The sequence below is a fragment of the Mesorhizobium sp. LNHC229A00 genome, from assembly GCF_000502415.1.
Lineage (GTDB): Bacteria > Pseudomonadota > Alphaproteobacteria > Rhizobiales > Rhizobiaceae > Mesorhizobium.
In genome coordinates, this window is the sequence record NZ_AYWQ01000009.1 from 200714 (window position 1) to 224923 (window position 24210).

The 24210-nt window shown below is 63.0% G+C and carries 25 protein-coding genes and 1 tRNA gene; 14 read left to right on the forward strand and 12 right to left on the reverse strand.

The window, feature by feature from the left end:
- Window positions 1-74: 74 nt before the first annotated feature.
- Entirely contained in the window at window positions 75-539 is a 465-nt protein-coding gene (gene rplM, locus X742_RS150585) for a 50S ribosomal protein L13 (protein ID WP_010915638.1), read from the forward strand.
- Between the two features lies 1 nt (window position 540).
- Window positions 541-1023: a 30S ribosomal protein S9 gene (gene rpsI / locus X742_RS150580; protein ID WP_015318209.1), complete on the forward strand. Its 483-nt coding sequence runs from the start codon at window positions 541-543 to the stop codon at window positions 1021-1023.
- 98 nt (window positions 1024-1121) lie between these two features.
- Here the strand turns inward: rpsI and X742_RS150575 are convergent, their stop codons facing one another.
- Together X742_RS150575 and X742_RS150570 are read right to left on the reverse strand one after the other, a co-directional pair.
- Window positions 1122-2180 carry a glycerophosphodiester phosphodiesterase family protein gene (locus tag X742_RS150575; protein WP_023773235.1) on the reverse strand — a complete coding sequence of 353 codons (1059 nt, stop codon included), beginning with the start codon at window positions 2178-2180 and terminating at the stop codon, window positions 1122-1124.
- A gap of 297 nt (window positions 2181-2477) precedes the next feature.
- Entirely contained in the window at window positions 2478-3686 is a 1209-nt protein-coding gene (locus X742_RS150570) for an acyltransferase (protein ID WP_023773236.1), read from the reverse strand.
- Between the two features lie 123 nt (window positions 3687-3809).
- On the opposite strand from X742_RS150570, the gene speB reads away from it, so the two are divergent.
- Genes speB through X742_RS150555 form a run of 3 tightly spaced genes read left to right on the forward strand, consistent with a single transcriptional unit; the run spans window position 3810 to window position 6613 of the window.
- On the forward strand, window positions 3810-4817 hold the full coding sequence (gene speB, locus X742_RS150565) for an agmatinase (protein ID WP_023773237.1): 1008 nt from the start codon (window positions 3810-3812) through the stop codon (window positions 4815-4817).
- A 30-nt stretch (window positions 4818-4847) separates the two neighbouring features.
- Window positions 4848-5774 (forward strand): N-acetyl-gamma-glutamyl-phosphate reductase, encoded by a 927-nt coding sequence (argC, locus tag X742_RS150560; RefSeq protein ID WP_023773238.1) that lies wholly within the window; start codon window positions 4848-4850, stop codon window positions 5772-5774.
- Window positions 5771-6613 carry an aminoglycoside phosphotransferase family protein gene (locus X742_RS150555; protein ID WP_198019221.1) on the forward strand — a complete coding sequence of 281 codons (843 nt, stop codon included), beginning with the start codon at window positions 5771-5773 and terminating at the stop codon, window positions 6611-6613. Before argC ends, X742_RS150555 begins: the two co-directional genes overlap by 4 nt.
- A gap of 130 nt (window positions 6614-6743) precedes the next feature.
- Here X742_RS150555 and X742_RS150550 read toward each other — a convergent pair whose 3' ends face one another.
- Complete coding sequence (locus X742_RS150550; RefSeq protein WP_023773240.1) at window positions 6744-7835, reverse strand: COX15/CtaA family protein; 1092 nt, start codon at window positions 7833-7835, stop codon at window positions 6744-6746.
- Window positions 7836-7988: 153 nt separating this feature from the next.
- Between X742_RS150550 and X742_RS150545 the strand changes: the two genes are divergently transcribed.
- Complete coding sequence (locus tag X742_RS150545; RefSeq protein ID WP_015318215.1) at window positions 7989-8204, forward strand: DUF2842 domain-containing protein; 216 nt, start codon at window positions 7989-7991, stop codon at window positions 8202-8204.
- Between the two features lie 23 nt (window positions 8205-8227).
- Here X742_RS150545 and X742_RS150540 read toward each other — a convergent pair whose 3' ends face one another.
- Window positions 8228-9286 (reverse strand): polysaccharide deacetylase family protein, encoded by a 1059-nt coding sequence (locus tag X742_RS150540; RefSeq protein ID WP_023773241.1) that lies wholly within the window; start codon window positions 9284-9286, stop codon window positions 8228-8230.
- 89 nt (window positions 9287-9375) lie between these two features.
- On the opposite strand from X742_RS150540, the gene X742_RS150535 reads away from it, so the two are divergent.
- The gene (locus X742_RS150535; protein WP_023773242.1) at window positions 9376-10605 is read left to right on the forward strand and encodes a GNAT family N-acetyltransferase; all 1230 of its coding nucleotides are present in this window, start codon (window positions 9376-9378) and stop codon (window positions 10603-10605) included.
- 46 nt (window positions 10606-10651) lie between these two features.
- Here the strand turns inward: X742_RS150535 and X742_RS150530 are convergent, their stop codons facing one another.
- Window positions 10652-12970 (reverse strand): Wzz/FepE/Etk N-terminal domain-containing protein, encoded by a 2319-nt coding sequence (locus tag X742_RS150530; RefSeq protein WP_023773243.1) that lies wholly within the window; start codon window positions 12968-12970, stop codon window positions 10652-10654.
- A gap of 253 nt (window positions 12971-13223) precedes the next feature.
- Here X742_RS150530 and X742_RS150525 point away from each other — a divergent pair, with 253 nt between their 5' ends.
- From X742_RS150525 to X742_RS150505, 5 genes are all read left to right on the forward strand, one after another.
- On the forward strand, window positions 13224-13787 hold the full coding sequence (locus X742_RS150525; protein WP_023773244.1) for a polysaccharide biosynthesis/export family protein: 564 nt from the start codon (window positions 13224-13226) through the stop codon (window positions 13785-13787).
- A gap of 10 nt (window positions 13788-13797) precedes the next feature.
- On the forward strand, window positions 13798-14928 hold the full coding sequence (locus X742_RS150520) for a glycosyltransferase (protein WP_023773245.1): 1131 nt from the start codon (window positions 13798-13800) through the stop codon (window positions 14926-14928).
- Between the two features lie 87 nt (window positions 14929-15015).
- On the forward strand, window positions 15016-16551 hold the full coding sequence (locus tag X742_RS150515; protein ID WP_023773246.1) for an undecaprenyl-phosphate glucose phosphotransferase: 1536 nt from the start codon (window positions 15016-15018) through the stop codon (window positions 16549-16551).
- Window positions 16548-17837, forward strand: coding sequence for an O-antigen ligase family protein (locus tag X742_RS150510; protein ID WP_023773247.1), 1290 nt, complete (start codon window positions 16548-16550; stop codon window positions 17835-17837). The genes X742_RS150515 and X742_RS150510 overlap by 4 nt, the downstream gene beginning before the upstream one ends.
- 36 nt (window positions 17838-17873) lie before the next feature.
- Window positions 17874-17950: transfer RNA gene (locus X742_RS150505), tRNA-Pro, on the forward strand.
- A gap of 93 nt (window positions 17951-18043) precedes the next feature.
- On the opposite strand, the gene X742_RS150500 is transcribed toward X742_RS150505, so the two are convergent.
- Both X742_RS150500 and X742_RS150495 read right to left on the reverse strand, forming a co-directional pair.
- On the reverse strand, window positions 18044-18505 hold the full coding sequence (locus X742_RS150500; RefSeq protein WP_023773248.1) for a YbaK/EbsC family protein: 462 nt from the start codon (window positions 18503-18505) through the stop codon (window positions 18044-18046).
- A 203-nt stretch (window positions 18506-18708) separates the two neighbouring features.
- Window positions 18709-18993 carry a helix-turn-helix transcriptional regulator gene (locus X742_RS150495; protein WP_023773249.1) on the reverse strand — a complete coding sequence of 95 codons (285 nt, stop codon included), beginning with the start codon at window positions 18991-18993 and terminating at the stop codon, window positions 18709-18711.
- A 277-nt stretch (window positions 18994-19270) separates the two neighbouring features.
- Between X742_RS150495 and X742_RS150490 the strand changes: the two genes are divergently transcribed.
- Together X742_RS150490 and X742_RS1000000172625 are read left to right on the forward strand one after the other, a co-directional pair.
- Entirely contained in the window at window positions 19271-19885 is a 615-nt protein-coding gene (locus X742_RS150490; protein WP_023773250.1) for a hypothetical protein, read from the forward strand.
- Window positions 19886-20071: 186 nt separating this feature from the next.
- The gene (locus X742_RS1000000172625) at window positions 20072-20269 is read left to right on the forward strand and encodes a hypothetical protein (protein WP_084567499.1); all 198 of its coding nucleotides are present in this window, start codon (window positions 20072-20074) and stop codon (window positions 20267-20269) included.
- A 241-nt stretch (window positions 20270-20510) separates the two neighbouring features.
- On the opposite strand, the gene X742_RS150485 is transcribed toward X742_RS1000000172625, so the two are convergent.
- From X742_RS150485 to plsX, 5 genes are all read right to left on the reverse strand, one after another.
- Complete coding sequence (locus X742_RS150485) at window positions 20511-20813, reverse strand: hypothetical protein (protein WP_023773252.1); 303 nt, start codon at window positions 20811-20813, stop codon at window positions 20511-20513.
- Window positions 20814-20901: 88 nt separating this feature from the next.
- Complete coding sequence (locus tag X742_RS150480; RefSeq protein WP_015318228.1) at window positions 20902-21441, reverse strand: MerR family transcriptional regulator; 540 nt, start codon at window positions 21439-21441, stop codon at window positions 20902-20904.
- Between the two features lie 215 nt (window positions 21442-21656).
- Window positions 21657-21980: an integration host factor subunit alpha gene (locus X742_RS150475; protein ID WP_010915609.1), complete on the reverse strand. Its 324-nt coding sequence runs from the start codon at window positions 21978-21980 to the stop codon at window positions 21657-21659.
- Between the two features lie 101 nt (window positions 21981-22081).
- The gene (locus tag X742_RS150470; RefSeq protein ID WP_023773253.1) at window positions 22082-23053 is read right to left on the reverse strand and encodes a beta-ketoacyl-ACP synthase III; all 972 of its coding nucleotides are present in this window, start codon (window positions 23051-23053) and stop codon (window positions 22082-22084) included.
- Window positions 23054-23062: 9 nt separating this feature from the next.
- Window positions 23063-24133 (reverse strand): phosphate acyltransferase PlsX, encoded by a 1071-nt coding sequence (gene plsX / locus X742_RS150465; protein WP_023773254.1) that lies wholly within the window; start codon window positions 24131-24133, stop codon window positions 23063-23065.
- Window positions 24134-24210: the final 77 nt, after the last annotated feature.

Consider the following 24210-nt stretch of genomic DNA (forward strand, 5'->3'; position numbering starts at 1 on the left):
GGGCAAACGCTTTTCGCCAATCCAAGCAACAAGAAACGCCTTCGCTTTGAAGGTCAGAACCGAGAGCAGAAAACATGACAACCTTTTCGCAGAAGCCTGCGGATGTGGTGAAGAAGTGGATCCTGATCGACGCCGAAGGTCTCGTCGTTGGTCGTCTCGCCACTGTCATCGCCAATCATCTTCGCGGCAAGCACAAGCCGACCTTCACCCCGCATGTCGACGACGGCGACAATGTCATCGTCATCAATGCCGACAAGGTGGTGTTCACCGGCAAGAAGTTCACCGACAAGGTCTATTACTGGCACACCGGCCACCCCGGCGGCATCAAGGAGCGCACCGCGCGCCAGCTGCTCGAGGGCCGCTTCCCCGAGCGTGTCGTCGAGAAGGCCGTTGAGCGCATGGTTCCGCGTGGCCCGCTCGGCCGCCGCCAGATGAAGAACCTGCGCGTCTATGCAGGTGCCGAGCATCCGCATGTCGCCCAGCAGCCAGAAGTCCTCGACGTGGCCAAGCTGAATTCCAAGAACAAGAAGGTCGCATAAGATGGCTGAGCTTTCCTCGCTCGCAGAACTGGGCGCCGCCACCGGCAATACCAACACGCAGGCCGCCGCCCCCGTCCACGTCCAGAAGCTCGACAAGTCGGGCCGCGCCTACGCCACCGGCAAGCGCAAGAACGCCATCGCGCGCGTCTGGGTGAAGCCGGGTTCCGGCAAGATCGTCGTCAACGACAAGGAATTCGCGACCTATTTCGCGCGTCCGGTCCTGCAGATGATCCTCAACCAGCCGATCATCGCGTCCAACCGTTCGGGCCAGTACGACATCATCGCCACCGTCGTCGGCGGCGGGCTTTCCGGCCAGGCCGGCGCGGTGCGTCACGGCATCTCGAAGGCGCTGACCTATTACGAGCCGGCGCTGCGCGCCGTGCTCAAGAAGGGCGGCTTCCTGACCCGCGACAGCCGCGTCGTCGAGCGCAAGAAATACGGCAAGGCGAAGGCCCGCCGCTCCTTCCAGTTTTCCAAGCGCTAAGGCGCGCTTGGGGCGAAGTTCTCGAAGCGCTAAGCGTTTCGACGTTCCAGACAATCGAAAAGGCCGCCTCCGGGCGGCCTTTTGCTTGATGCGACGGATCAATTGATGCTGGCGGTCGCGGCCGGCTCGATGCGTTCGCCCGTGCCGGCATAGGGCACCCGACAACCATTCGCCGCAAGCCAGCCGATCGCCGCTTTCGGCTCGTCGGTCTGGATGATGGTGGCGCCACGATCGGCCCAGAAGCCCCAGGTTTCGCGCGGCAAGCTGGCCTGGACCGCCAGTTCGTCGCCACGGCCGCCGGCGAGGAAGCCGCCTGGTTTGTTGACGATGGCATAGGTGTCGGCCCAGATGTGCCAGTCACCCCTTACCGCCTCGGCGCGCATGCGCGTGCTGAACAGCGGCCCGCCGGTTTCGGTCAACGTCTCGGCGCCCGCCCGCCAGTTGATCAGTTCGATCGCGCGCGGCGCGAAAGCGTGGTCGACCGTCGAGGCGAAGCCGGCATCATGCACCGCGTCGTCGGCGATGATCGGCATGAACTGGAAGCCACCGCCTGCCGCGGCCATGGCCGCCTTCACCGTGCTGATCCTGTTCTGGTTCCAAAGGTTTTCCTTGACGATAACCTGCTCGGCCATGCCGAGGTCGCGCGTTACCGCGATCATGCCCGGGAGGTCGCCGACTTCGAGCTTGTTGTCGAGATTGATGAGGATCCTGTCCCGTGTCGCCATCAGCATCTCGCGCAACGTCGAGACGGTCTCGTTGGTGACGGCATGGGTGCCCTCGATCACCAGCCGGCATCTCTTCAATTCGGCCAGCGTGTAGTTGATGACCTCGCCCTTGCACGTCGTCGTGCGGTCGAGCCAGCTGTCATGCATGACGATGAACGCGCCGTCCTTCGAGCGCCGGATGTCGACCTCGACGATTTCGGCGCCGATCGCGATCGAGCCTTCCACGGCGGCAAGCGAGTTTTCCGCATAGAGCGTCTTGCCGGCCTGCATGCTGCCGGCGCGATGGGCGGCCACCATGATATGGTCGCGCCACTGATTGGCATGTTCGAAACGGTCGAGGATCTGCCTGGCGCGGGTTTCGCCGGCCAAGGCCTGACCGGAGGCTGCAGAAAGTGCCGTGGAAAGCAGAAGGCTCAGCCAGATCGTCCGCATCGAGAATCGCTCCTTGCCGGATCGAGCCGGGGATAGGCGACATCGGTGACACCCCCGTGAACGAAGCCGGCTAAAGCGCGTCGCGTCGAACGGTTTCAGGCGATGCGCTTTACAGCACGTCGCGGCGAATCGGATTGGCCCGACCTGCTGTAAGCTTCTGATTTATGCATGTCGTTGTCCCGGAACCGGGGATACTTCCGGGCAAGATGCATTAGGTCTTGTTTCTATGCCTGCCGTCTTGCCAAAACCGACCTCACTTTTGGGCGACATGCATTGGCGGTCGGCCGGCGACGCGAGTCAGATACGCTTCGACAGCCTGCGGAACCAGGCCATTGCAGGCATTTCGATCAGGCGCCAAGTCACCCACGACACGGCGATGGTGGCGGCGAGCATGACGACGATCGCCACGGTTCCCGTCCAGCCGGCGCCAAAGCCGGTCGCGGGCTCGCCACGCAGTAGGATGTCGCCAACCAGGCCGAGGCCGAGTTTGCGCTCGACCAGCCCGGCGACATTGATCAGGCGCGCCTGAACGAAGATGTGGACCATGTAGATCGAATAGGACAGCGCGCCGAGCGTCAGCATGAACGGCGTCCTCAGCAACGCGCTGATCCAGCCGCCTTCATGGGCGAAGAGAAACAGTGCCAAGGCGAACACCAGGGGCGCGGCAATGCCGGCGTTATTGTCGCCCGCCAGCGAGACAAAGAGAGCGATGACGGCCACCATGACGATTTCGGCAACAGTCCAGCTCATCCGCGGGCGGTTCGCGGCCAGAACCTGTCGCGCCCTTGCAATGGAATCATGCTGAAACCAGGCCAGCAGGGCGCCGAGCGAGAAGCCGTAGAGGCAGCGGATGAAGCCGAAATCATAGGACACATCCATATGATGCGTGGAGAAGCCGAGCAGGAACAGCGGCGCGGTAATGGCGGCGGCGACGAACCATATCCAGGCGCGTGCGCCAGCGACGAAGACCACGCCGGCAAACAGCAGATAGGCAAAGAATTCGGCCGAGATGCTCCAGCTCGGGGCGTTCCAGGTCAACCTATCCTCGAAGCCGACACCTTGCAGCAAAAGGAGATTGGCGGCCAAGCTCTTGAGGTCGAAGCCGCCGGTGAAGGGAGCAGCCCCCGTGCCATGCAGCCGGGGCAGCACCAGCCGCAACAGCTCGAAGGCGGCAAAGGCGGCAAGCATGACCAGATGCAGCGGATAGATGCGGCCGAAACGGACCAGCGCGAAGCGGCAGACCTCCTCCGTCCGGCCTAGCCGATCGGCATAGCTGGAGGCGATGACGAAGCCGGAGAGGACGAAGAAGAAGTCGACGAAGAGATAGGACGAACCGATAAAGCTGCTCTGCGAGACCGTCGAGGCGGTCGGGAAATGAAACAGCGCGACCAGCAACGCGCAGATGCCGCGCCACGAATCGAGAACTCGAAACCGATCGCTGGCGATCGTACCGGTGTGGGTCGACACCACGGCATCCGACGGATTAAGAAACGCGGTCTGCGTCATGATGATACAAGTCCTGTCTTGCCGTGGCACCCGGGCGGCGCGGTTTCGTCTCCCCAAGCCGTGACTGGCATCTTCCATGCCGGTTCTATAGTTGTTGCACCCCGATGAAAACGAGGACCCGTAATGGCGACCAACACCATCGACCATGCCTTCACCGCCCGCTCCAAAACGGGTGGCGCCCTCGAGCCGACCTACTCCGGCGCGCTGTCTTTCATGCGGCGCAAATACACCAAGGACGTGAAGGGCGCCGATGCGGTGGTGTGGGGCATTCCGTTTGACGCCGCCGTCACCAACCGGCCTGGCGCCCGGTTCGGACCGCAGGCGATCCGCCGCGCCTCCGCGATCCTCGACAACGACCCGCAATACCCGTTCTCGCGCGATCTGTTCGAACACCTTGCCGTGGTCGATTATGGCGATTGCCTGCTCGATTCGGGCAACCACCAGAAGACGCCAGGCACGATCGAGCGCGAAGCGGCCAAAATCCTGAAATCGGGCGCCTTCCTGCTGACGCTCGGCGGAGACCATTTCATCACTTGGCCGCTGCTCAAGGCGCACGCCGCCATCCACGGACCGCTGGCCCTGGTGCAGTTCGACGCCCATCAGGACACATGGCCCGATGACGGCAAGCGCATCGACCATGGTTCCTTCGTCGGCCGCGCGGTCAAGGAAGGCATCGTCGATCCCGATCGCTCGATCCAGATCGGCATTCGCACCCATGCGCCCGACACGTTCGGCATCAAGATTCTCCATGGCCATGAAATCGAGGAAATGCGCGCCTCCGACATCGCCTACGCCATCGTCGATCGCACCGGTGGCAAGAAGACGTATCTGACCTTCGACATCGACTGCCTCGATCCGGCCTATGCGCCGGGAACCGGCACGCCGGTTTCGGGCGGCCCGTCGTCGGCGAAGATCCTGTCGACGCTGCGCCAGCTCAACCAGGTCGATATCGTCGGGGCCGATGTCGTGGAGGTTGCGCCGGCCTATGATCACGCCGATATAACGGCGATCGCCGGCTCGATGGTGGCCATGCAATATCTTGGCCTGCTAGCCGAGCGAAAGGCCCGGATCGTGGAGCTGAACAACGGCAACCACAATGGCGCCGCGGTCAATCATGGCAACGGCATATAGTTTTGAGATATCAGGGAATTTGATCAGGCAATGAAACCGAAAATCTTCATCGACGGCGAGCACGGCACTACCGGCCTCCAGATCCGGGCGCTGCTTGCCGAGCGCGGCGATCTGGAGATCATTTCCATCCCGGTCGAGCGCCGCAAGGAAACGGCCGCGCGCGCCGAATTCCTCAACGCCGCCGATATCGCGATCCTGTGCCTGCCCGACGATGCGGCCAAGGAAAGCGTCTCGCTGATCGCCAACGAAACCACCAAGGTCATCGATGCGTCGACCGCGCATCGAGTGGCCGAAGGCTGGGAATATGGCTTCGCCGAACTGGACAAGGAGCAGGCGAAAAAGATCGCCACGGCCAAGCGCGTCGCCAATCCCGGCTGCTGGCCGCAGGGGCCGATCGCGACGCTCAGGCCACTGGTCACCGCGGGCCTGTTGCCGGCGAGTTTCCCGGTCGCGGTCAACGGCATTACGGGGTATTCGGGCGGCGGGCGCCCGATGATCGAGGACTACGTCGCCAAGGGCGAGGACGCCTCGGAATTCCTGCCCTATGGCCTGACCCTGCAGCACAAGCACGTGCCGGAATTGAAAGCCTATGCGAAGCTATCGCATGATCCGATCATGCAGCCGGCGGTGGGCAATTTCGCGCAAGGCATGATCACGGTGGTGCCGCTGCAGCTCGGTGGCCTCGACCGCGTGCCGACGGGCGCCGAACTTCACACCGCCATTTCGGACCATTTCGCCGCGATCAAGGGCGGTGTGGTCGAGGTGGCGCCCTATGCGCATCTGGAACGCGTGCCTGACATCGATCCGGAGATCTACAACGGCACCAACCGCATGAAGCTCTATGTCTTTGCCAACGACAGCAGAGCCCAGGCGCTGCTGCTGGCGGTCTATGACAATCTCGGCAAGGGCGCTTCGGGTGCGGCCGTCCAGAACATGGACCTGATGCTCGGTCTCTGATGGACGCACCAGCCTTTCCAGCGCGCTGGAAGGTCAGCGAACCGGAACTCGTGGCCGAGACCTTTTCGAGCCGCATCTGGAAGGTGCGGCTTGAGGACGGGTCACCTGCCATCGTGAAGGCACTGAAGCCGTTCGACGACGTTGCAGACGAGTTGCGCGGCGAGCATTTCCTTGCCTGGCGGCGCGGCGAAGGAGCGGTGCGGCTTCTCGGCCGCGACGGGCATTCCATGCTGCTCGAATATGGCGGGGACACACTTCTGTCGCAGGTTCTCGACGAACAAGGCAACAATGCAGCGACCGCCATCGCGGCGGATGTGATGGCGAAATTGTTTTCGCCATCTGATCACCCCTACCCGCCCGAGCTTCAGCCGCTGAGGGAGCGGTTCGCCAGTCTTTTCAAGAAGGCCGCACGCGATCGTGACCTCGGCGATCACAGCCTCTATGTCGAGGCCGCGGCCATCGCGGATCGACTGCTGGCCAATCCGCATGAGATCAGGCCACTGCATGGCGACCTGCATCACGAGAACATCCTGCGGGGACCGCGCGGCTGGCTGGCGATCGATCCGAAGGGCGTGCTCGGCGATCCCGGCTTCGACGCCGCCAACATGTTTTACAACCCGCTCGATCGCGATGCACTTTGCCTAGCCCTGGAGCGGATCGCGCTTATGGCCGAAATCTTTGCCCGGACGCTGGGGCAATCACCGGCAGCGATACTGGACCACGCCTTCGCCTATGGCTGCCTGTCCGCGGCCTGGCACCATGAGGACGGCAATGCGATCGAGGAGAACCGCGAACTGTCGGTCGCCATGGCGATCCAGACGGTGCGGGCCCGTTTCTGAATCACGGAAGGCCAGGCGGCCAAGGCCGGCCATGACAAATCGGCACCATCCGCCGCCGCCCTGCGTCAGGCCGAATTCGACGGCGAGAAGAAGACGCAGTCGAACGAATTCTGGATGTGATCGGCGGCACTCAACGTCCGACGGCAATCTCGTTGGGCAAGGGATAGGCGCCCTTGGTGCCGCGCCAATGCGCTGCGGCAAAGCCCAGCACGACGAGCGCAAAAGCCTGATGGGTCAGCGCCATGTGCAAGGGCACCTGCATCAGCAGCGTACAAATACCGATCGAAGCCTGCACCAGCACCAGAACGAACAACAGTGTCGCGCGTCGCGCGTGCGTCGAGCCGGGCAGCCGCCGACGCGTGGCGATCAGGTGCCAGAGCGCGACGGCAAACACCGTATAGGCGCCAAGCCGGTGGATGAACTGCACCGTTTTCGGGCTTTCGAAGAAATTGCGCCACGCCGGCTCGAGGATGAGCAGATCGCCGGGGATGATCCGGCCGTCCATCAGCGGCCACGTGTTGTAGCTCATGCCGGCGTCGAGACCGGCGACCAGACCGCCGATATAGATCTGGACCAGCGCCAAAAGCACGATGAAACCGGCCAGACGCTGCGTCGAGCGATCGGCCGCGGGTTCGGAATGCGGCGCCAGGCCACGCGCGACGACCATGGTCGCGGTGAAGATCAGTGCCGCCAGCGTGAGATGCGTCGCCAGCCTGTACTGGCTCACCGAGACGCGGTCGGCCAGTCCGGATGCCACCATCCACCAGCCGATGGCCCCCTGAAGGCCGCCGAGAAGCAGAATGCCGACCAGTTTCGGCCCAAGGCCGCGCTCGATGCGACGCGTCGCCCAGAAGACCAGCAGCGGCAAGGCAAAGACCAGACCGACGCTGCGCGCCAGCAGGCGATGCGCCCATTCCCACCAGAAGATCGACTTGAACGCCTCGACGCTCATGCCCTTGTTGAGTTCGGTGTATTGCGGGATCTGTTGATAGCGCTGGAATTCCTCCTGCCACTCGGCGTCGTTGAGCGGCGGGATGACGCCGTGGATCGGCTGCCATTCGGTGATCGAAAGGCCGGATTGGGTCAACCGCGTGGCGCCGCCAACCAGCACCAGCGCGAACAGCACCAGGAGCACGACGTAAAGCCAGCCGCGCACGAGTGCCCGGTTGTGCAGATCGCGGTCGCGGGCCTGATAGGGCGCGGCGGCAGTGATGGCGGCCATGGATATGTCCCGGCAGGTTGAATGTCGCGGATTGGTGAACCATCGCACTCCGGCTGGCAAGGCCGCGCAGCGCGGCACGCCGTCGCGCCCGGCGTCGTGGGTTGCGCGTGCCCCGCGTTCGGCCTAAGCGGTAGCCATCAACGAGGCCAAGACATGCCAATTCGCCTGAAAAAACTGATCGGAATGTTCCTGCTGTTGGCGCTGGTCATCATCTACGCGCTGGTCGCCTCGATCTTCGCCGTCGCCCGCCTGTCGGAATCGGGCGCGCTGGTGCAATTCCTGTTTTTCCTCGTCAGCGGCCTGCTTTGGGTGCTGCCGGCGATGGGCATCATCAAATGGCTGATGCTGGAGCCGCGGACTAAGCGCTGAGCCCTGCCCGGTCAGGCCGTACGTCAGACGGTAACAAGCATCTTGCCGGCATTGGCGAGCGGGGTCGTCACGCCCGACAGCATAGTGCGGATGTGGGCGAGGCTCTGGTAGCGGCCATTGACCGAAATGCGCGGCAGGGCATGCAGGAAGCCGGCATGTTCGGCGCGCAGCACGCCGTGGCGGGTGGTCACCGCGGAGGCATAGCCGGCGTCGCGCGCAAAGCCCACTTCGCGGCAGCCGACGGCGCTGGCATAGCCATAGGGATAGGCAAAATGGCTCGGCTCCTCGCCAAGCCCGGTCCGCAGCATGTCCTTGACGGCGCCGATCTCGCGCCGCGCATCAGCCTCGGAAAGCCGCTTCAGATTGCTGTGGTTGATCGTGTGGGCGCCTATCGTCACCAGCGGGTGCGCGGCGACGGCGCGGATCTCATCCCAGGTCATCAGCGTGCGCAGGCGCGGGGCGTCGGCGTCGACGCCATGCGACGCGGCGAGACCGCGCAGCACGGTCCGCAGGTCTTCCTCGCGAACCTCGGTGGTGAAATAGGCATGCAGGCGGGCGATGGCCTGATGTTTCCTGGCGGGGGTCGCGCAATCGATCACCGCAGGGCCGTTCGATGTGGCCAAGGTCAGCCGGTCGCATGCCTTGACGATGTCCTCCACCACATCCCACCAAAGGTGGGCGGAGCCATCGATCAGCCCGGGCGCCACATAGATGGTGAGCGGCGCGCCATGCTTTTCCAGCACCGGCAGGGCCTCGGTCATGTTGTCGCGATAGGCATCGTCGGCGGTGATGGTGGCGAACCGGCCGCCCTTGCCGCCCGCCTTGATACGCTCCACCGCTTCATCCATCGAAACGAAGGCATAGCCGCCCGCTTTCATGTCGGCGATCACCGCATCGAGAAAACTGGGCGCGATGTTGAGGTGCCGGTTGACGCTGTCGGGCTTTTCGGGCATCGCCGTCACGCGATGCAGCATCAGGATGGCGCCGATGCCGCCGACAAACGGCCTGGCCAGCGGTGCGAGGCCGGTATAACGGGCGACGTTGAGCGCCAGTTTCCGGATTGCCTCCCCACCGTCGATCATTCATTCACCTTTTGCGCCTAGGCTAACCAAGCACGGAATACGCCCGAGCGCCCCCCAAATCGGGATCAATACGCCTTAAGGATTGAGGTATGGTTGACGCGACCGCGTCATTTGATGGCAAGCGGCTCGCGTCGAGCCACGCCTCGCCACGCACACTGCCCAGAAATGCCGCGGGGCCGTCGGTTTCCATTGCCGCCGCCGAGGGGCTCGCGGCATATGCGACGTTCTGTCGTTCGGCGCTCTGTGCTCCGGCGCAAACTGGGGCATGGGTGTTCAACTGGGCCGCCGAGGTCAAGCCCGATCTGCTCATTGCCACGCTGGAACTGGAGGGCAAGCCGGCCTTCGCACTGGCGCTGGAGGTGGTCAAGCGCGGCCCGTTGCGGGTCGCCCAGTTCATGGGCGGCCGCCACGCCAACGGCAATTTCTGCGCCGTCGAACCGCAATGGCTGGCCAGCGGCGACCTCACGGCCATCCGGTCGATGTTCGCGACGATCGCCAAATTCCGGCCCGACATAGATCTCATCGCGCTGGAAAGATTGCTCCCCGATCTTGACGGCATCGCCAATCCGCTGGCATCGCTCGATCACTTCGCCAGCCCCAATCTTTCGCTGGCCGTCGACCTCAGCGGCGGGTTCGATGCGCTGCTGCTGCGCGCCAGCGGCAAGCGCAAACGCAAGAAGCATCGCTCGCAAACGCGCAAGTTCGAGGCTGTCGGTAGCTACCGGCGCATCGAGGCGAGCAGCGCCGACGACGTGGAGAGGCTGCTCGACGCGTTCTTCGAGATGAAGGAACAGCGCTTCCGCAAGATGGGCATCGCCAACGTCTTCGGTGACGACCGGACACGCGCCTTCTTCCAGGGCCTGTTCAAGCAAGCACTTGCCGACGACAAGCCTTGCTTCGTCGTGCACGGGCTGGAAGTCGCCGGCAAGCTGCGCGCCGTCACCGGAACGAGCCGCTCGGGCAGCAGGCTGATCTGCGAGTTCGGAGCGATCGCCGAGGATGATCTTGCCCACACCAGCCCGGGCGACTTCCTGTTCTTCGACAACATCCAGGATGCCTGCCGGAGCGGGTTCGCGGTTTATGATTTCTCCGTCGGAGACGAACCTTACAAACGGTTATGGTGCGATATCGAAACCCGGCATTTCGAGGTCCTCGTCCCGCTGACGCTCAAGGGCCGTGCGCTGGGACAGGCGCTTCGCCAGGGCGCGCGGCTGAAGGCCTTTGTCAAGAACAGCCCGACAATCTGGAAGCTCGCCAAGCTTCTGCGCCGCAAGGCAGCCGGCCAGGCGCCACTGGCCGCCGGCGACGACGACAACTAGGCCTGCCGCGGCTTGCGGCCAGGCGTGCCTTTGAACGGCGGCTCTTTCAGGCAGCCGAACGCCGCCCCGGCACCGGATTGCCTGGCGGCTCATGGCCGAGCGGCGTCACCAGCGTCAGGTCGGGATAGCCGCTCTCGATCAGCTTGACCGCGGCCTGCGTCACCTCGTCGTCGGCCTCCAGCATGGACAAGAACACCTCGGTGGCCTCGCCGCCCAGACGGCTGATGCCTTGTGCATCGGCCGGCCCGCACTCGACCACCACCAGATCGTAGGCTGTTGTCAGCGACTGCATGATGATCGGCAGCCGATCGGCCGCACGCATGGCACGGACCGGATCGGCGGTACCGACGGGGATGACATGGCAGTCGGAATAGAGGTCGCCATGGATCACTTCGCTGAACTGCGCCTGCGAGGCCAGCAGATTGGTGATACCGGGGAAAAGCCCGCTGTCCAGCATCGGGCGCGAGGCAGCCCCCGAGGCAGTCAGGTCGAGCAGCAGGACGCGCAGTCCGGCGTCGGAAACCTCGCGCGCCACCAGGACCGCCGACGCCGCCGCTTCATCGCCCTCGGGGGAAACGAAGATGGCGCGCGCGGCCCCGCTGGCGATCAGCTTCTCGGCTGCCTTCTCGACGTCGATCTCACCGAGCACGGAGCGCGGCCGCCGAACCTCCACGGGTTCCGGCTCAGCCATGGGCTCAGGCTCTGCCACGGGTTCAGATTTGGTCAAGGGTTCGGATTTGGCCAAGGGTTCAGGCTCGGCGACAGGCTCCGCTGTGGCGACGGGCTCGACCTCGGCGGCAGGCCGCGGCCGGGCCGGTGTTTCGGTGACCGTTTCGGGCCATGATACGTCGGCGGTGCGATTGGCGCGCTCAGTGGCGGCAGCCGGTTCGAGGCGGGTGGGCGGCTCCTGATAGGCGGCCGGCGGCATTATCACCTCGTCGATCGGTTCAAACCGCGCGCCCCTGGCCGGGCGCATGGCACGGCCCGAGAAAAGCTCCCGCAGCAGCGTGAACACGGCCGCCAGCAGAAGGGAAGCCGCGGCGGCAGCGCCAACGATCGGCCCGACCTTGGGGAAGTACGGCTCGGCGGGGATCGAAGCCGGTGAGGCGATGCGGGCGTCGACCGGGATATAGTTGCGATCCTGACGCGACGCCGCCTCACGATAATTGGTCAGGTAAAGTTCGAGCTGCTGGCGCTTGGCGGCGGCATCGCGCTGCAGCGCGTCGAGACCGACCTGCTGTTCGCCGGCCTGCGCCGAAGCGGCCTTGAGCGTGTTGACGTCGGCGACCAGCTGGCTTTCGCGCGCCTTTGCGGCGTCGGCCTGCATCGCCAGGCCCTTCATGATCTTTTGGGCTTCGCTGCGGATCTGCGCATCGAGATCGGCCAGTTGCGATTTGGCCGCGCGAATACGCGGATGATTGTCGAGCAGCGTCGTCGACAGATCGGCGATGTTGGCGCGCAGCTCGACCTGGCGCTCCCGCAAGCGCTGGATCAGATCGGAAGACAGCACTTCCGGCAACGAATCCAGCGATCCGCCATTCTGCAGCGCCTTGCGCACGCTCTCGGCAGTGCCTTCGGCCGCGGCCCGGTTGGCCCGCACCCGCGACAACTCGGTCGACAGCTCGGCCAGTTGCTGGGTGGCCAGGGTGGAATTGTTGCCGCCCATCAGGAGGTCGGACTGGGAGCGGTAAGCCGCGACCTTGGCTTCGGCATCCCTGACCTGCTTGGACAGGTCGGCGATCTCGGGCGCCAGAAAGTCGGCGGCGGCGGTGTTCGATTCGCTCTTGGCCGCGCCCTGCCCCGCAATGTAAGCGGCGGCAATGCCATCGGGGATGGCGGCCGCGAGCTTCGGATCTTCCGAGGAGAACTCGATGGCAATGATGCGAGTCTTTTCAACGCCGTACACGTTGAGCTTCTCGCGCATCTTCTTCAGGACACGTTCATCGGCCGGAACATCCATCGGGTCGTTCTTCAGGCCAAGCAGGATCAGCACGCGGCTCAGCGACGACATGTCGATCGTCTCGTCGAACTCGGGCAGTCGCGACAGGCCGAGCTTCTGGGCGACCTGCTTGAGGATCTCGTTGGACGAAATTATCTGGACCTGGGTGGCAACGCCTTGCTCGTCGAGGATCGGCTTGTCGCTGTCCGGATTGCTGCTGGCGGGCCGCGTGTAGACCGATTCTCGCGGGGCGATCTCCACCTGCGTCTGGGCCTTGTAATGGCGGGTCGCGAACGACGCAGCTACGAATGCAAGCCCCGTCACCACCACAACGAAGACCAGAATCCGCAGCCAGTTGCGTCCCAGGCTGGCGAAGAGCTGCCTAAGATCAACGTCGACGTCTGCGGCCGCGGATTGAACGGACATGCATCCCTACTCCGAAACTGGATCAGGGTGCACCGTAAACAACTATGGTAACCCAGCCGTTAAGATCACGGTAAGCTTCCGTTAGGATTTGCTGGGGCAGACAAAAAAATCGATAAAATAGCGAAACCTTGCCTGCTAAAACGCTATTGGGGCGCTCCTTTACCGGCCATTAACCCTAACAGGATGATAACGGACCCGATCCCAGATGTTTGCTGCGACATCGCAGCGGCCAGTCGAAGGTACCTGTCCGGTCATGAAAAGCACTGCTTCCCTCTTTCGCGCACTGCTTGCCATTTCGATGCTCGCCGGCTGTTCCAGCTACCGGCCGACGCCGGCCGCCTTCCACGAGGTCCTCGAACAGCCGTATCGCCTCGGCGCAGGCGACCGGGTCCGCGTCACAGTGTTCGAACAGGACGGCCTGACCAACAGCTACAGCGTCGACCAGTCCGGTTACATCTCCTTCCCGCTCGTCGGCGCCATACCGGCACGAGGCCATACCGCGCAGCAGATGGAAAAAGAGATCGCCGACAAATTGCGGCAGGGCTATCTGCGCGACCCCGACGTCTCGGTCGAGATCGATCGTTACCGGCCGATCTTCGTCATGGGCGAAGTGGGCGCCGCCGGCCAGTATTCCTACGTGCCCGGCCTGACGGTCCAGAAAGCCATCGCCATTGCCGGGGGCTTCACGCCACGCGCCAACCAGGAGAGCGTCGACATCACCCGCGATATCAACGGCAAGGTGATAACCGGCCGTGTGGTCACCTCCGATCCCCTGCTGCCGGGAGATACCGTCTACGTCCGCGAACGCCTGTTCTGACAGACACCTCGTGGCGGACAAGCTCAGGATCGTCCACTGCTTTCGCTCACCCGTGGGAGGAATTTTCCGGCACGTGCGCGACCTGGCGGAAGCGCAGGTCGCCGCCGGCCACATGGTCGGCATCGTCTGCGACTCGACCACGGGCGGTGAATTCGAGGAGCGTCTTTTCGGGCAGATGAAGGAGATGCTGGCGCTCGGCATCCATCGTACGCCAATGCAGCGCCATGTCGGGCCGGGCGACCTCGCCTCGGCCCGGCGCACCTACAGGATCATCAAGGAATTGCGGCCGGACGTGCTGCATGGGCACGGCGCCAAGGGTGGCGCCTATGCCCGTCTGTTCGGCTCATTGTTGCGGGTATCAAGGTCTCGCGTAGCCCGCCTCTATTCGCCGCATGGCGGCTCTCTCCACTATGACGAGAGCACAGCCACCGGAAAGCTGTTCTTCGCGCTCGAGCATCTCATGGCGCGCTTCACCGATTGCCTGCTGTTCGTCTCCGACTACGAGCGGCGGACCTACCGCAGGAAGGTGGGCGAACCGCCGATTCCGAACACGCTGGTCTACAATGGACTTCGCACCACCGAATTCGAGCCGGTAGCCACCAGGGCCGATGCGGCAGATCTGCTCTATATTGGCATGATGCGGGACCTCAAGGGCCCGGATATCTTCATCGATGCCCTGGCCGCCGCCGCTCCCCGGCTCGGCCGCGCACCGAGTGCCGTAATGGTCGGCGACGGCGACGACCTGCCCCGCTACCACGCGCAGGTGAAACGCCTCGGGCTTGAAGGCAATGTCCGCTTCCTGCCGCCAATGCCGGCCCGGCAGGCATTTGTGCTGGGGGCGGTCGTCGTCGTTCCTTCGCGCGCGGAAGCCATGCCCTATACCGTGCTGGAGGCACTTGCCGCGGCAAGACCTGTCATCGCGACCTCGGTTGGCGGCATACCGGAGATTTTCGGTTCAGGCTCCCCCGCCCTGATTAGGCCGGATCCGGCCGAACTCGCCGACAAAATGAGCCAGGCGCTGGGCAACCTTGCCGCCTATCGCGAATTGATGCCTGACGAATCCACGCTCAGGGCGCGCTTCGGCGCCGACGTCATGGCCGCCGCAATCGAGAAGGCCTACTTCGCCGCGCTCGAAAGTTAGCTCGGGCCCTTCCAAAGCCACAGGTTGTTTCAAGGGTTTCTTAGCTCTCTTTTGCTAATCACCCTGGGGAAGCTTGCGGACTGTTCCATGAACGAGATCGACCCCGCGCACCGCTTTTCATCAGAAGCGGTGCGTCACTTCGACGGCCCTGCCGATGGCGACAAGCCCGGCGGCATGAACGACGTTGCCCGGCAGGTCGCGTCGCAATACCGGCGCGATACGATGTCGCCGATCATGGTCAGCGGCGTGCTGCGCATGGTCGAATTCGCGGTGCTGCTGGTCTCGGGGCTCGGCGTCTATTTCTACTATGTCGGGTTCTTCAATTATCTCGCCTGGCAATATCCGCTGACGATCGCCGCCGCATCGTTCCTCGCCGTGGTGCTGCTCGATGTCACCGACTGCTACCAAGTGGTGTCCCTGATGCGGCCGATCGCCAATTTTGGGCGCATCCTGCTGGTCTGGGCCGGCACCTTCGCCCTGATGGCGCTGACGGCATTCGCCATGAAGATGTCGCAAGATTATTCGCGCCTGCTGTTCGGCACCTGGTTCGTCGTCGCCTTCGTCTGCCTCTTCGGCCTCAGGCTGGTGATGTCGAGGCTGATCCGGCGCTGGGCGCGCGATGGCAGCATGGAACGGCGCGCCGTCATCGTTGGCGGCGGCAAGGCGGCGGAAGTGCTCATCCGCTCGGTGGAAAAGCAGCCTTACAACGACATTCGCATCTGCGGCATCTTCGATGATCGCAACGACAAGCGTTCGCCATCCCTCGTCGCAGGCTATCCCAAGCTCGGCACCATTTCGGAACTGATCGAATTCGCCCGCATCGCCCGCATCGACATGCTGATCGTGTCGTTGCCGCTGACCGCCGAATCGCGCGTGCTGCAGTTGCTGAAGAAACTTTGGGTGCTGCCGGTCGATATCCGGCTGTCGGCGCATTCCAATGCGCTGCAATTCCGTCCGCGCGCCTATTCCTACATCGGTTCAGTGCCGATGCTCGACATCTTCGACAAGCCGATCAACGATTGGGATTCAGTCGCCAAGCGCGCCTTCGACATCATCTTCAGCCTCATCGGCATCGTCGTGTTCTCGCCTGTGATGCTGGCCGCCGCGATCGCCATCAAGCTCGACAGCAAGGGACCGGTGCTGTTCAAGCAGAAGCGGCATGGCTTCAACAACGAGATCATCGAGGTCTACAAGTTCCGCTCCATGTACACCGACCGGTCGGATCCGACCGCCAAGCAGACGGTGACCAAGAACGATCCGCGCGTCACCCCTGTCGGCCGCTTCATCCGCAAGACCTCTATCGACGAACTGCCGCAGTTCTTCAACTCGCTGCTGGGCTCGCTGTCGCTCATCGGTCCGCGCCCGCACGCCATTGCCGCCCAGTCGCACAACCTGCTCTACAACGAGGTGGTGGACGGCTATTTCGCGCGCCATAAGGTCAAGCCGGGGGTCACCGGCTGGGCGCAGATCAATGGCTGGCGCGGCGAGATGGACACCAATGAAAAGATCCGCATGCGGACGGAATACGACCTCTACTACATCGAGAACTGGTCGCTGCTTTTCGACCTGCGCATCCTGTTCCTGACGCCGGTCCGGCTCTTGAACACGGAAAACGCCTATTGAGCGCGATCAGCCATGATCTGCCGCGCGCGGCAGTCAACGCCAAGCTGATCACGCTGATCTCCTCGAGCGCGGTCGTGCTCGGCATTCTTTTGTCGGGCTTCGTCATCAGCGAGCCGGCGCCTTACGAAATCTACATGTCCGCGCTGATCGCCATCTGGGCGCTGTTCGGCCTGAGGATATCGCGCGCGGCCGTGCCGCTTCTGGTTCTGCTGGTGACGATGAACATCGGCGGCATGATTTCCATGACGCAGATGGCGGATCTCGCCAACACCCCGCTTTATCTTGCCGTGTCGCTGTTTCTCGCTTTCAGCGCGGTGTTTTTCGCATCTGTTACGGCCATGCAGCCGAACCTCTACCGGTTGATCTTCAATGCCTATGTCCTTTCGGCGGTGGCGACGTCGCTGCTTGGCATGGCGGGCTATTTCCATGCCTTCCCCGATGCCGAAATCTTCACCAAATACGACCGCGCCGCCGGCGCCTTCCAGGACCCGAATGTGTTCGGGCCGTTCCTGGTGCTGCCCGGCATCTATCTGCTCTATTTGCTGCTGACGGGCCCGATCACACGCATGCCGCTGCTGGCTGTGCCGCTGCTGATCATCAGCGCCGGCATTTTCTTCTCCTTCTCGCGTGGTGCCTGGGGCATGTTCGCGGTCTCGGCCATCCTGCTCACCGGCTGCCTGTTCCTGCAGAGCGCCAGCGGCATGTTCCGGCTCCGCGTGGTGATCATGACGCTCGCCGCGCTGTCGCTGCTGGCCATCGCCGTCATCGTCATCTTGCAACTGCCCGGTGTGTCGGACATGTTCTCCAACCGCGCGCATCTGGAACAGAGCTACGACACCGCACGCCTGGGCCGCTTCGCCCGCTACACGCTCGGTTTCCAGATGGCGATGGAGCACCCGTTCGGCATCGGGCCGCTGGTCTTCGGCACCATCTTCGGCGAGGACACACACGACATCTGGCTGAAGATGCTGATGGACTATGGCTGGATCGGCTTCGTCTCGTTCCTAACGCTGATCGTCTGGACGATCTCAGCCGGATTCCGCATCCTGCTGCGCGATCGGCCGTGGCAGCCTTACCTCCTATGCGCCTACGTCGCCTTCATCGGCAATGTCGGGCTCGGCACCTTCATCGACATCGACCACTGGCGCCATGTGTATCTGCTGCTCGGTTTGATCTGGGGTGCCATAGCGCTCGAATACCGCCATCAGCGGCTATTGCGGCCGGTATTGCCGGGTCCACCAGGCATCACATCCGCACCGGCGCGATTAACGCCGAATTTCGGTTGACCCGAGCCGGGTTATCACGATACATCGCGACCGGTCCGGAGTGTAGCGCAGCCCGGTAGCGCACTTGACTGGGGGTCAAGGGGTCGTCGGTTCGAATCCGGCCACTCCGACCATTTCGAAGCTGGACTTGCCCCCAAAAGTCCGCCCTGCCGCATCACCCAATTTTCGAATCGCGCGTTCCTTTGCCCGCCGGGTCGGATCCGGCACTAGGCTTGGCACACATCGACCCACTCGGCGCCAGTCAAATCAACCATGCGCTGCGGTGGGATGCGCACAGCGGCGTTGGTGGCGCCGGCGGCGGGGACGACCTCGGCGAATTCGCGCAGCGAGACGTCGCAATAGACCGGCAGCGGCGACGGCAGGCCGAATGGGCAGACGCCGCCGACCGGATGGCTGGTGGCAGCGACAACCTCTTGCGCGTCCAGCATGCGCGGCTTGCCGCCGAACCGGTCCTTGAATTTGCGGTTGTCCAGCCTGGCGATGCCGCTGGTCACGACAAGCATGGTGCGGTCACCGACGCGAAGGCAGATCGTCTTGGCGATCTGTGCCGGCAATACACCATGCGCCTCCGCCGCCAGGACCACCGTCGCCGAACTTGATTGTGTGACGACGACCTCGATATCAGGCGCGCGAGCCGCGAAGAAGGCACTGACGGAACCCAGGCTCATATCGAAAAACTCACGGTTCAGACCCGCTGCACGGCAGATGCGATTTGGCGCGGATTTGGGGGCCGCACGCATAAACGCGTGCGATCTCCAAATCGGCAAGCTCTGCAAATTGGCAAGCCCGGCCTACCGGCGAATGCCATGGTGTCCACAAGAAACCGCCAAGCGGACCTTGGCGGGTTTTCCGCGCATGCCTGGCGCCGATTCTATGCCTGAGGCCGGCCTTGTGCGGCCGGCGTCCGCACGGCGGAAGCAATCGGAGTGTCGTGAGGCAGACGAAGCGCGGACGCAATACGACGCAGCTTCGCCGGGTCGGCCGCCCGGCCGCGCTCGATGTCCTCGATCTCTTCGACCGAGAGACCGCAGGTCAGCGAAAGCGCTTCGAGGCTGTATCCGCGCGTTTCCCGCATTGCCCTGAGGGCGTTGTAATCCGGCCCGATCTCGTTGGCTAATGGTTGGGAGGGGGCGTGGCTTTTTGCATTGTTGGGCATTGGCAACTCCGTTGGCTGAAAGCGTTTGATCAAAATGGGATGTTGCCTGAGACGAGCAGGAAGATGCCCTCTCGTCAGCGATTTGCCAAGCGCCAATCTGGCCGTCACGGCATCGTGACCCGGATGCCCATGCATCTGCCTCGCCCTGTTCTGATCAAGTTGTTTTGAACGCGCGAAGGGGTTTTGCCCGGCAGTTTCGCCCCACCCGTTCGTTATCTCGACGTCGCTGGCGTGAAACCATTTCCTTCCAGCCAGCCTTTCCAAAAAGGATACTCCAATGAACCTCAAGACACCTCTCCTCGTGCTCGGCACGATTTCCATGCTTTCCGGCATCGGTGTGGCCAGCACGCAGGCGGCGGACACATTGCGCGTGCGCGGCACGGTGGTCAGTTTCGTGCCGTCGTTGCTGACCGTGAAAACCCGTCAAGGCGACACGGCCGCGATCAAGCTGAAAGACGGGTGGAAGCTTTCAGGCGTCGCGAACGCATCGGCGAAAGACATCAAGCAGGGCGATTTCGTCGGCATCGCCTCCGTCTCTAAGGCCGACGGCGGCAGCGGCGCGCTGGAAGTGGTGGTCTTTCCCGCGGCCTTGAAAGGCACTGGAGAGGGTGATCGCCCCTGGGACCTGGAGCCGAACAGTCGCATGACCAACGGCACCGTCGCGGACGTCACCGACATAAACGGGCGTGCCGTGACGCTGACCTATGACAATGGGCAGACGAAGAATATCTCGATCCCCGACGGCACGCCTGTCGTGACTTTTGCGCCGGCCGCCCCGACCGATCTCAAGCCAAGCGCGACGGTCTTCGTTACCGCTCAGCGCGAGACGGACGGCACGCTGAGTTCCAGCCGCGTCGTGGTCGGAAACAATGGTGTGATCCCGCCAATGTAAGCCAAAGCAGCCGGCTTTCGACCCTGGCGATCATGGGGCAGGAAGCCGGTTCCTCGGAAACAGTTCAGAAACAAGATTCTACAATCGGGAAATACTGACGAAAAAATTCAGGAGCGTAATTCCGTTCGCGGCGTCGGGGATATCGGCCCGATCGGTACCTGCCCGCGAAAAAAAGGAAACGATCCAATGAAGAAATCCCTCCTCTCGGCCCTCGGGCTTGCAGCTGCAATCGCTTTCGCGGTGCCGGTGGTCGGCGCGACAAGCGCGGACGCGGCCCCTATGGCAAAGCATCATCACCATCGTCACCACCATCATCACCGTCACCATCATCGCCACCACCATCATCATCATCACCACATGAAGAAGATGGGCAACAAGGCCTAAGCATTGCCAACGAGAAGACCGGCCCTGGCTTCTTGTCCAAGGCTGGTTTTCTCCTGGTCACAATCCCAAGGCCGGGACTTCTGGACAAACCCGGCGATCGCCGCGGAAATCGTGCGGCTCGACACGCGTCGGCCAGATTCCGGAGCGGTATCGCAATTCGCTGACATCAATGGGAAAGGCGCCCGCGACTGGAGGGCGAGCCGCCATTTTCTCTCTGGAAATTCTTGTCCTGGGGTAGCAGTCAGCGCCGGCTGAACAGCAGGCTGGCCACCAAACCGAGTACGACAAGGCCGACCGCAGCGGCGGCCGCCGGATGGTCGCGTGCCGATTTCTCGATCACCCTGCCCTGTTTGCGGATTGCCGGCATAGCATCGCGCAGACGCTCCGCAAGATCCGAATAGGTATCAAGAGCAGCATCACGGCCGTCTTCATAGTAAGCGCCACCCCGCTTCGACACTGCCTTGCGCAACGCGGCGAGCTCCCTCGAGAGAGCCGCGACCTGCTTTTCGAGGTCGATGTCCGATAGGGTCGAAAATGATGGCATCATGCGTTTCCTTGTCTTGCAGAAGGAAACGTAACGCCTCATCCCAAAGCGAGTTCCAGTTCCGAGGCTTTAAAGCGCTTCGCGGCGGTCAGCGCACCTGGTCGAGCAGGCGCTTGCATTCCAGGAGGTCAAACAGCGCCTCCTGCAGCAGCGCGCGGTTGTCACGCGAGAGCTTCGACGCGTCCGGCGCAACCGGACCTTCCTCGTCGCCCTTGCCCAGGCCGAAAAAGCGGCGGCTGGGCTTGACCCTTGGCTGGCCAACCAGTTCGTCATCTCCGCCGCGCGGCTGGGCTGCCGGCGTCAGCGGCACCTGATCGGCCTGCTTGCGCTGCGAGATCGCCTCGACGGCGGCCATGTCGCCATTGCCGATGGCGACCAGGAAATGATTGCCGTTTTCGCGCAGCAGCTTTTGCACGCCCTTGATGGTGTAGCCCTGGTCATAGAGCATATGGCGGATGCCCTTGATCAGTTCCACATCCTGCGGCCGGTAGTAGCGGCGGCCGCCGCCACGCTTCATCGGCTTGATCTGGTTGAAGCGCGTCTCCCAGAAACGCAGCACATGCTGTGGCAGGTCGAGATCTTCAGCGACCTCGCTGATGGTGCGGAAGGCGTCAGGGCTCTTGTCCATGGGCGAAATCCTCACGCTGGCGTGTAGCCCGGAACGGCGCTCAGACGAGATCCCGCTCAACAATGAGAAGAGCTTGTTCCGCAGGTGCGGAATCGATCATAAGCCAGAACACCCATCCGGCCATGCTGCCGAATCGGGCCTTATTTCAGCGGTTTGTGAAGCAATATTCAAGTCCGCCGTTGTCGCGGAGCCGGTTTTCAACCGTGCAATGGAGGCTATTTGCCGCCCTTGGCCTTGCTGTTCTGGTGAGAACGCAGGATGCGGTTCTTCAGGACGTTGGACGATTTGAAAGTCATCACCCGGCGTGGCAAGATCGGTACTTCTTCGCCGGTCTTGGGATTGCGTCCGATCCGCTCATTCTTGGAACGGACATGGAATGTCGCGAAGGACGACAGCTTCACCGTCTCGCCGCGCACGATCGCTTCGCAGATTTCGTCCAGCACCGCCTCGACGAGTTCGGCGGATTCAGTGCGCGACAGACCGACCTTTCGGTAGACGGCCTCGGCAAGGTCGGCGCGCGTAAGTGTCTTTCCCCCCATGCGACCGCCCCATCAGCTCAAACATAAAATCGGCACAACAACGGCAGAGCCTAAGTAATTGATCCGGCAAGGTCAAGGACCGAAACCGGACCGTTCTGCACTTACCAGCGAACCAGAATGGCGCCCCAGGTGAACCCGCCGCCCATCGCCTCCAGGAGCACCAGGTCTCCCTTCTTGATGCGGCCGTCGGCGACGGCCACCGACAGCGCCAGCGGTACGGAAGCAGCCGAGGTGTTACCGTGCAAATCGACGGTCACCACCACCTTTTGCTCAGCTATCCCGAGCTTTTTGGCTGAAGCGTCAATAATGCGTTTATTGGCCTGATGAGGCACGAACCAGTCGAGATCGTCGGCGGCAATACCGGCGGCCGAGAAGGTCGCCTCGATGACATCGGTGATCATGCCGACCGCGTGTTTGAAGACCTCGCGGCCTTCCATGCGCAGATGACCGACCGTGCCGGTCGTCGATGGTCCGCCGTCGACGAAAAGCTTTTCCTTGTGCGAGCCGTCGGAACGCAGGCTGGCCGCCAGGACGCCACGGTCGGCGATCGTGCCGGCCCCATCACCCGCTTCCAGAACGACCGCACCGGCGCCATCGCCGAACAGCACGCAAGTCGAGCGATCGCTCCAGTCGAGGATGCGCGAGAACGTCTCCGAGCCGATCACCAGCACGCGCTTTGCAAGGCCACCGCGGATGTAGAGATCGGCTGTCGTCATCGCATAGACGAAGCCCGAGCATACCGCCTGCATGTCGAACGCAAAACCGTGCCGCATACCGAGCCGGTTCTGGATCTCGACCGCGGTAGCCGGGAACGTGTTGTTGGGCGTCGAGGTCGCCAGCACAACCAGATCGATATCGTCCGGAGTCAATCCGGCATCGGCAAGGGCGGCACGCGCCGCGGCCTCGCCCAGGGAAGCCGTCGTCTCGTCATCAGCCGCGATATGGCGCTGGCGGATGCCGGTGCGCTGAGCGATCCACTCATCGGAGGTCTCGACCATACCTTCAAAATCGGCATTCTTCATGATGCGGCGGGGCAGCGCGGCGCCCGTGCCGCGCACAACTGATCTGATCAAAATTCTTTCCTATTCCTTTGCGTCGGTAACGACGTCGGATTTCCTTGATGTCAGGGCATGCGGGTTGCGCGCATGAAACAGGTCGAGATCGGCCTCGATGCGATCAAGCAGATTGTTGCGCACCATGTCATAGCCGAGTTCGATCGCCGCGGCGAAACCGTCCGAGTCGGCACCGCCATGGCTTTTGACGACGATGCCGTTCAGCCCAAGGAAGACGCCGCCATTGGAGCGGCCGACATCCATCTTTTCGCGCAGGCGGTCGAAGGCGCCCTTGGCGAAGATATAGCCGATCTTGGCCATCAGGGTGCGGCTCATCGCGGCGCGCAGATAGCCAGCTATCTGGCGCGCGGTGCCTTCCGCCGTCTTGAGAGCAATATTGCCGGCAAAGCCTTCCGTCACCACCACGTCGACCGTGCCCTTGCCAATATCGTCGCCTTCGACAAAGCCATGGTAATTCATCGAGGCCATATTGGCTTCGCGCAACATGCGTCCCGCCTCCTTGACCTCTTCCTGGCCCTTGATCTCCTCCACGCCGACGTTGAGCAGGCCTACCGTGGGTCGGGCGATGCCGAATACGGAACGCGCCATACCGGTGCCAAGAATGGCAAAATCGATGAGCTGGTGCGCGTCGGCGCCGATGGTGGCGCCGACGTCCAAAACCACGCTTTCGCCACGCAATGTCGGCCATAAGGCCGCGATCGCCGGGCGATCGATGGTCGCCATGGTGCGCAGGCAGAATTTAGACATCGCCATCAGCGCGCCGGTATTGCCGGCGGAGATGCATGCATCCGCGGCGCCCGACTTCACCGCCTCGACCGCCTTCCACATCGACGATTTCCAGCGGCCATGGCGCAGCGCCTGGCTCGGCTTGTCATCCATCCTGACCGCGATCTCGCAGTGGAAGAACTCGCTGACCTCGGCCAATTTGGGGAATTTGGTGAGTTCCGGGCGCACCAATTCCTCACGTCCGTAGATGACGAAGCGGATGTCGGGACGGCGGGTCGCGACCGTCATGAGCGCCGGAATGACCACGGCTGGTCCGTGATCGCCGCCCATGGCATCGATGGAAATCCTGATCACGCGGTATTAATCTCACGGTTAGGCGGCAAGTCGTTTCAGTGATCGCAAAGGTTCGGCGAAAATAGCGGTTTTAGGCT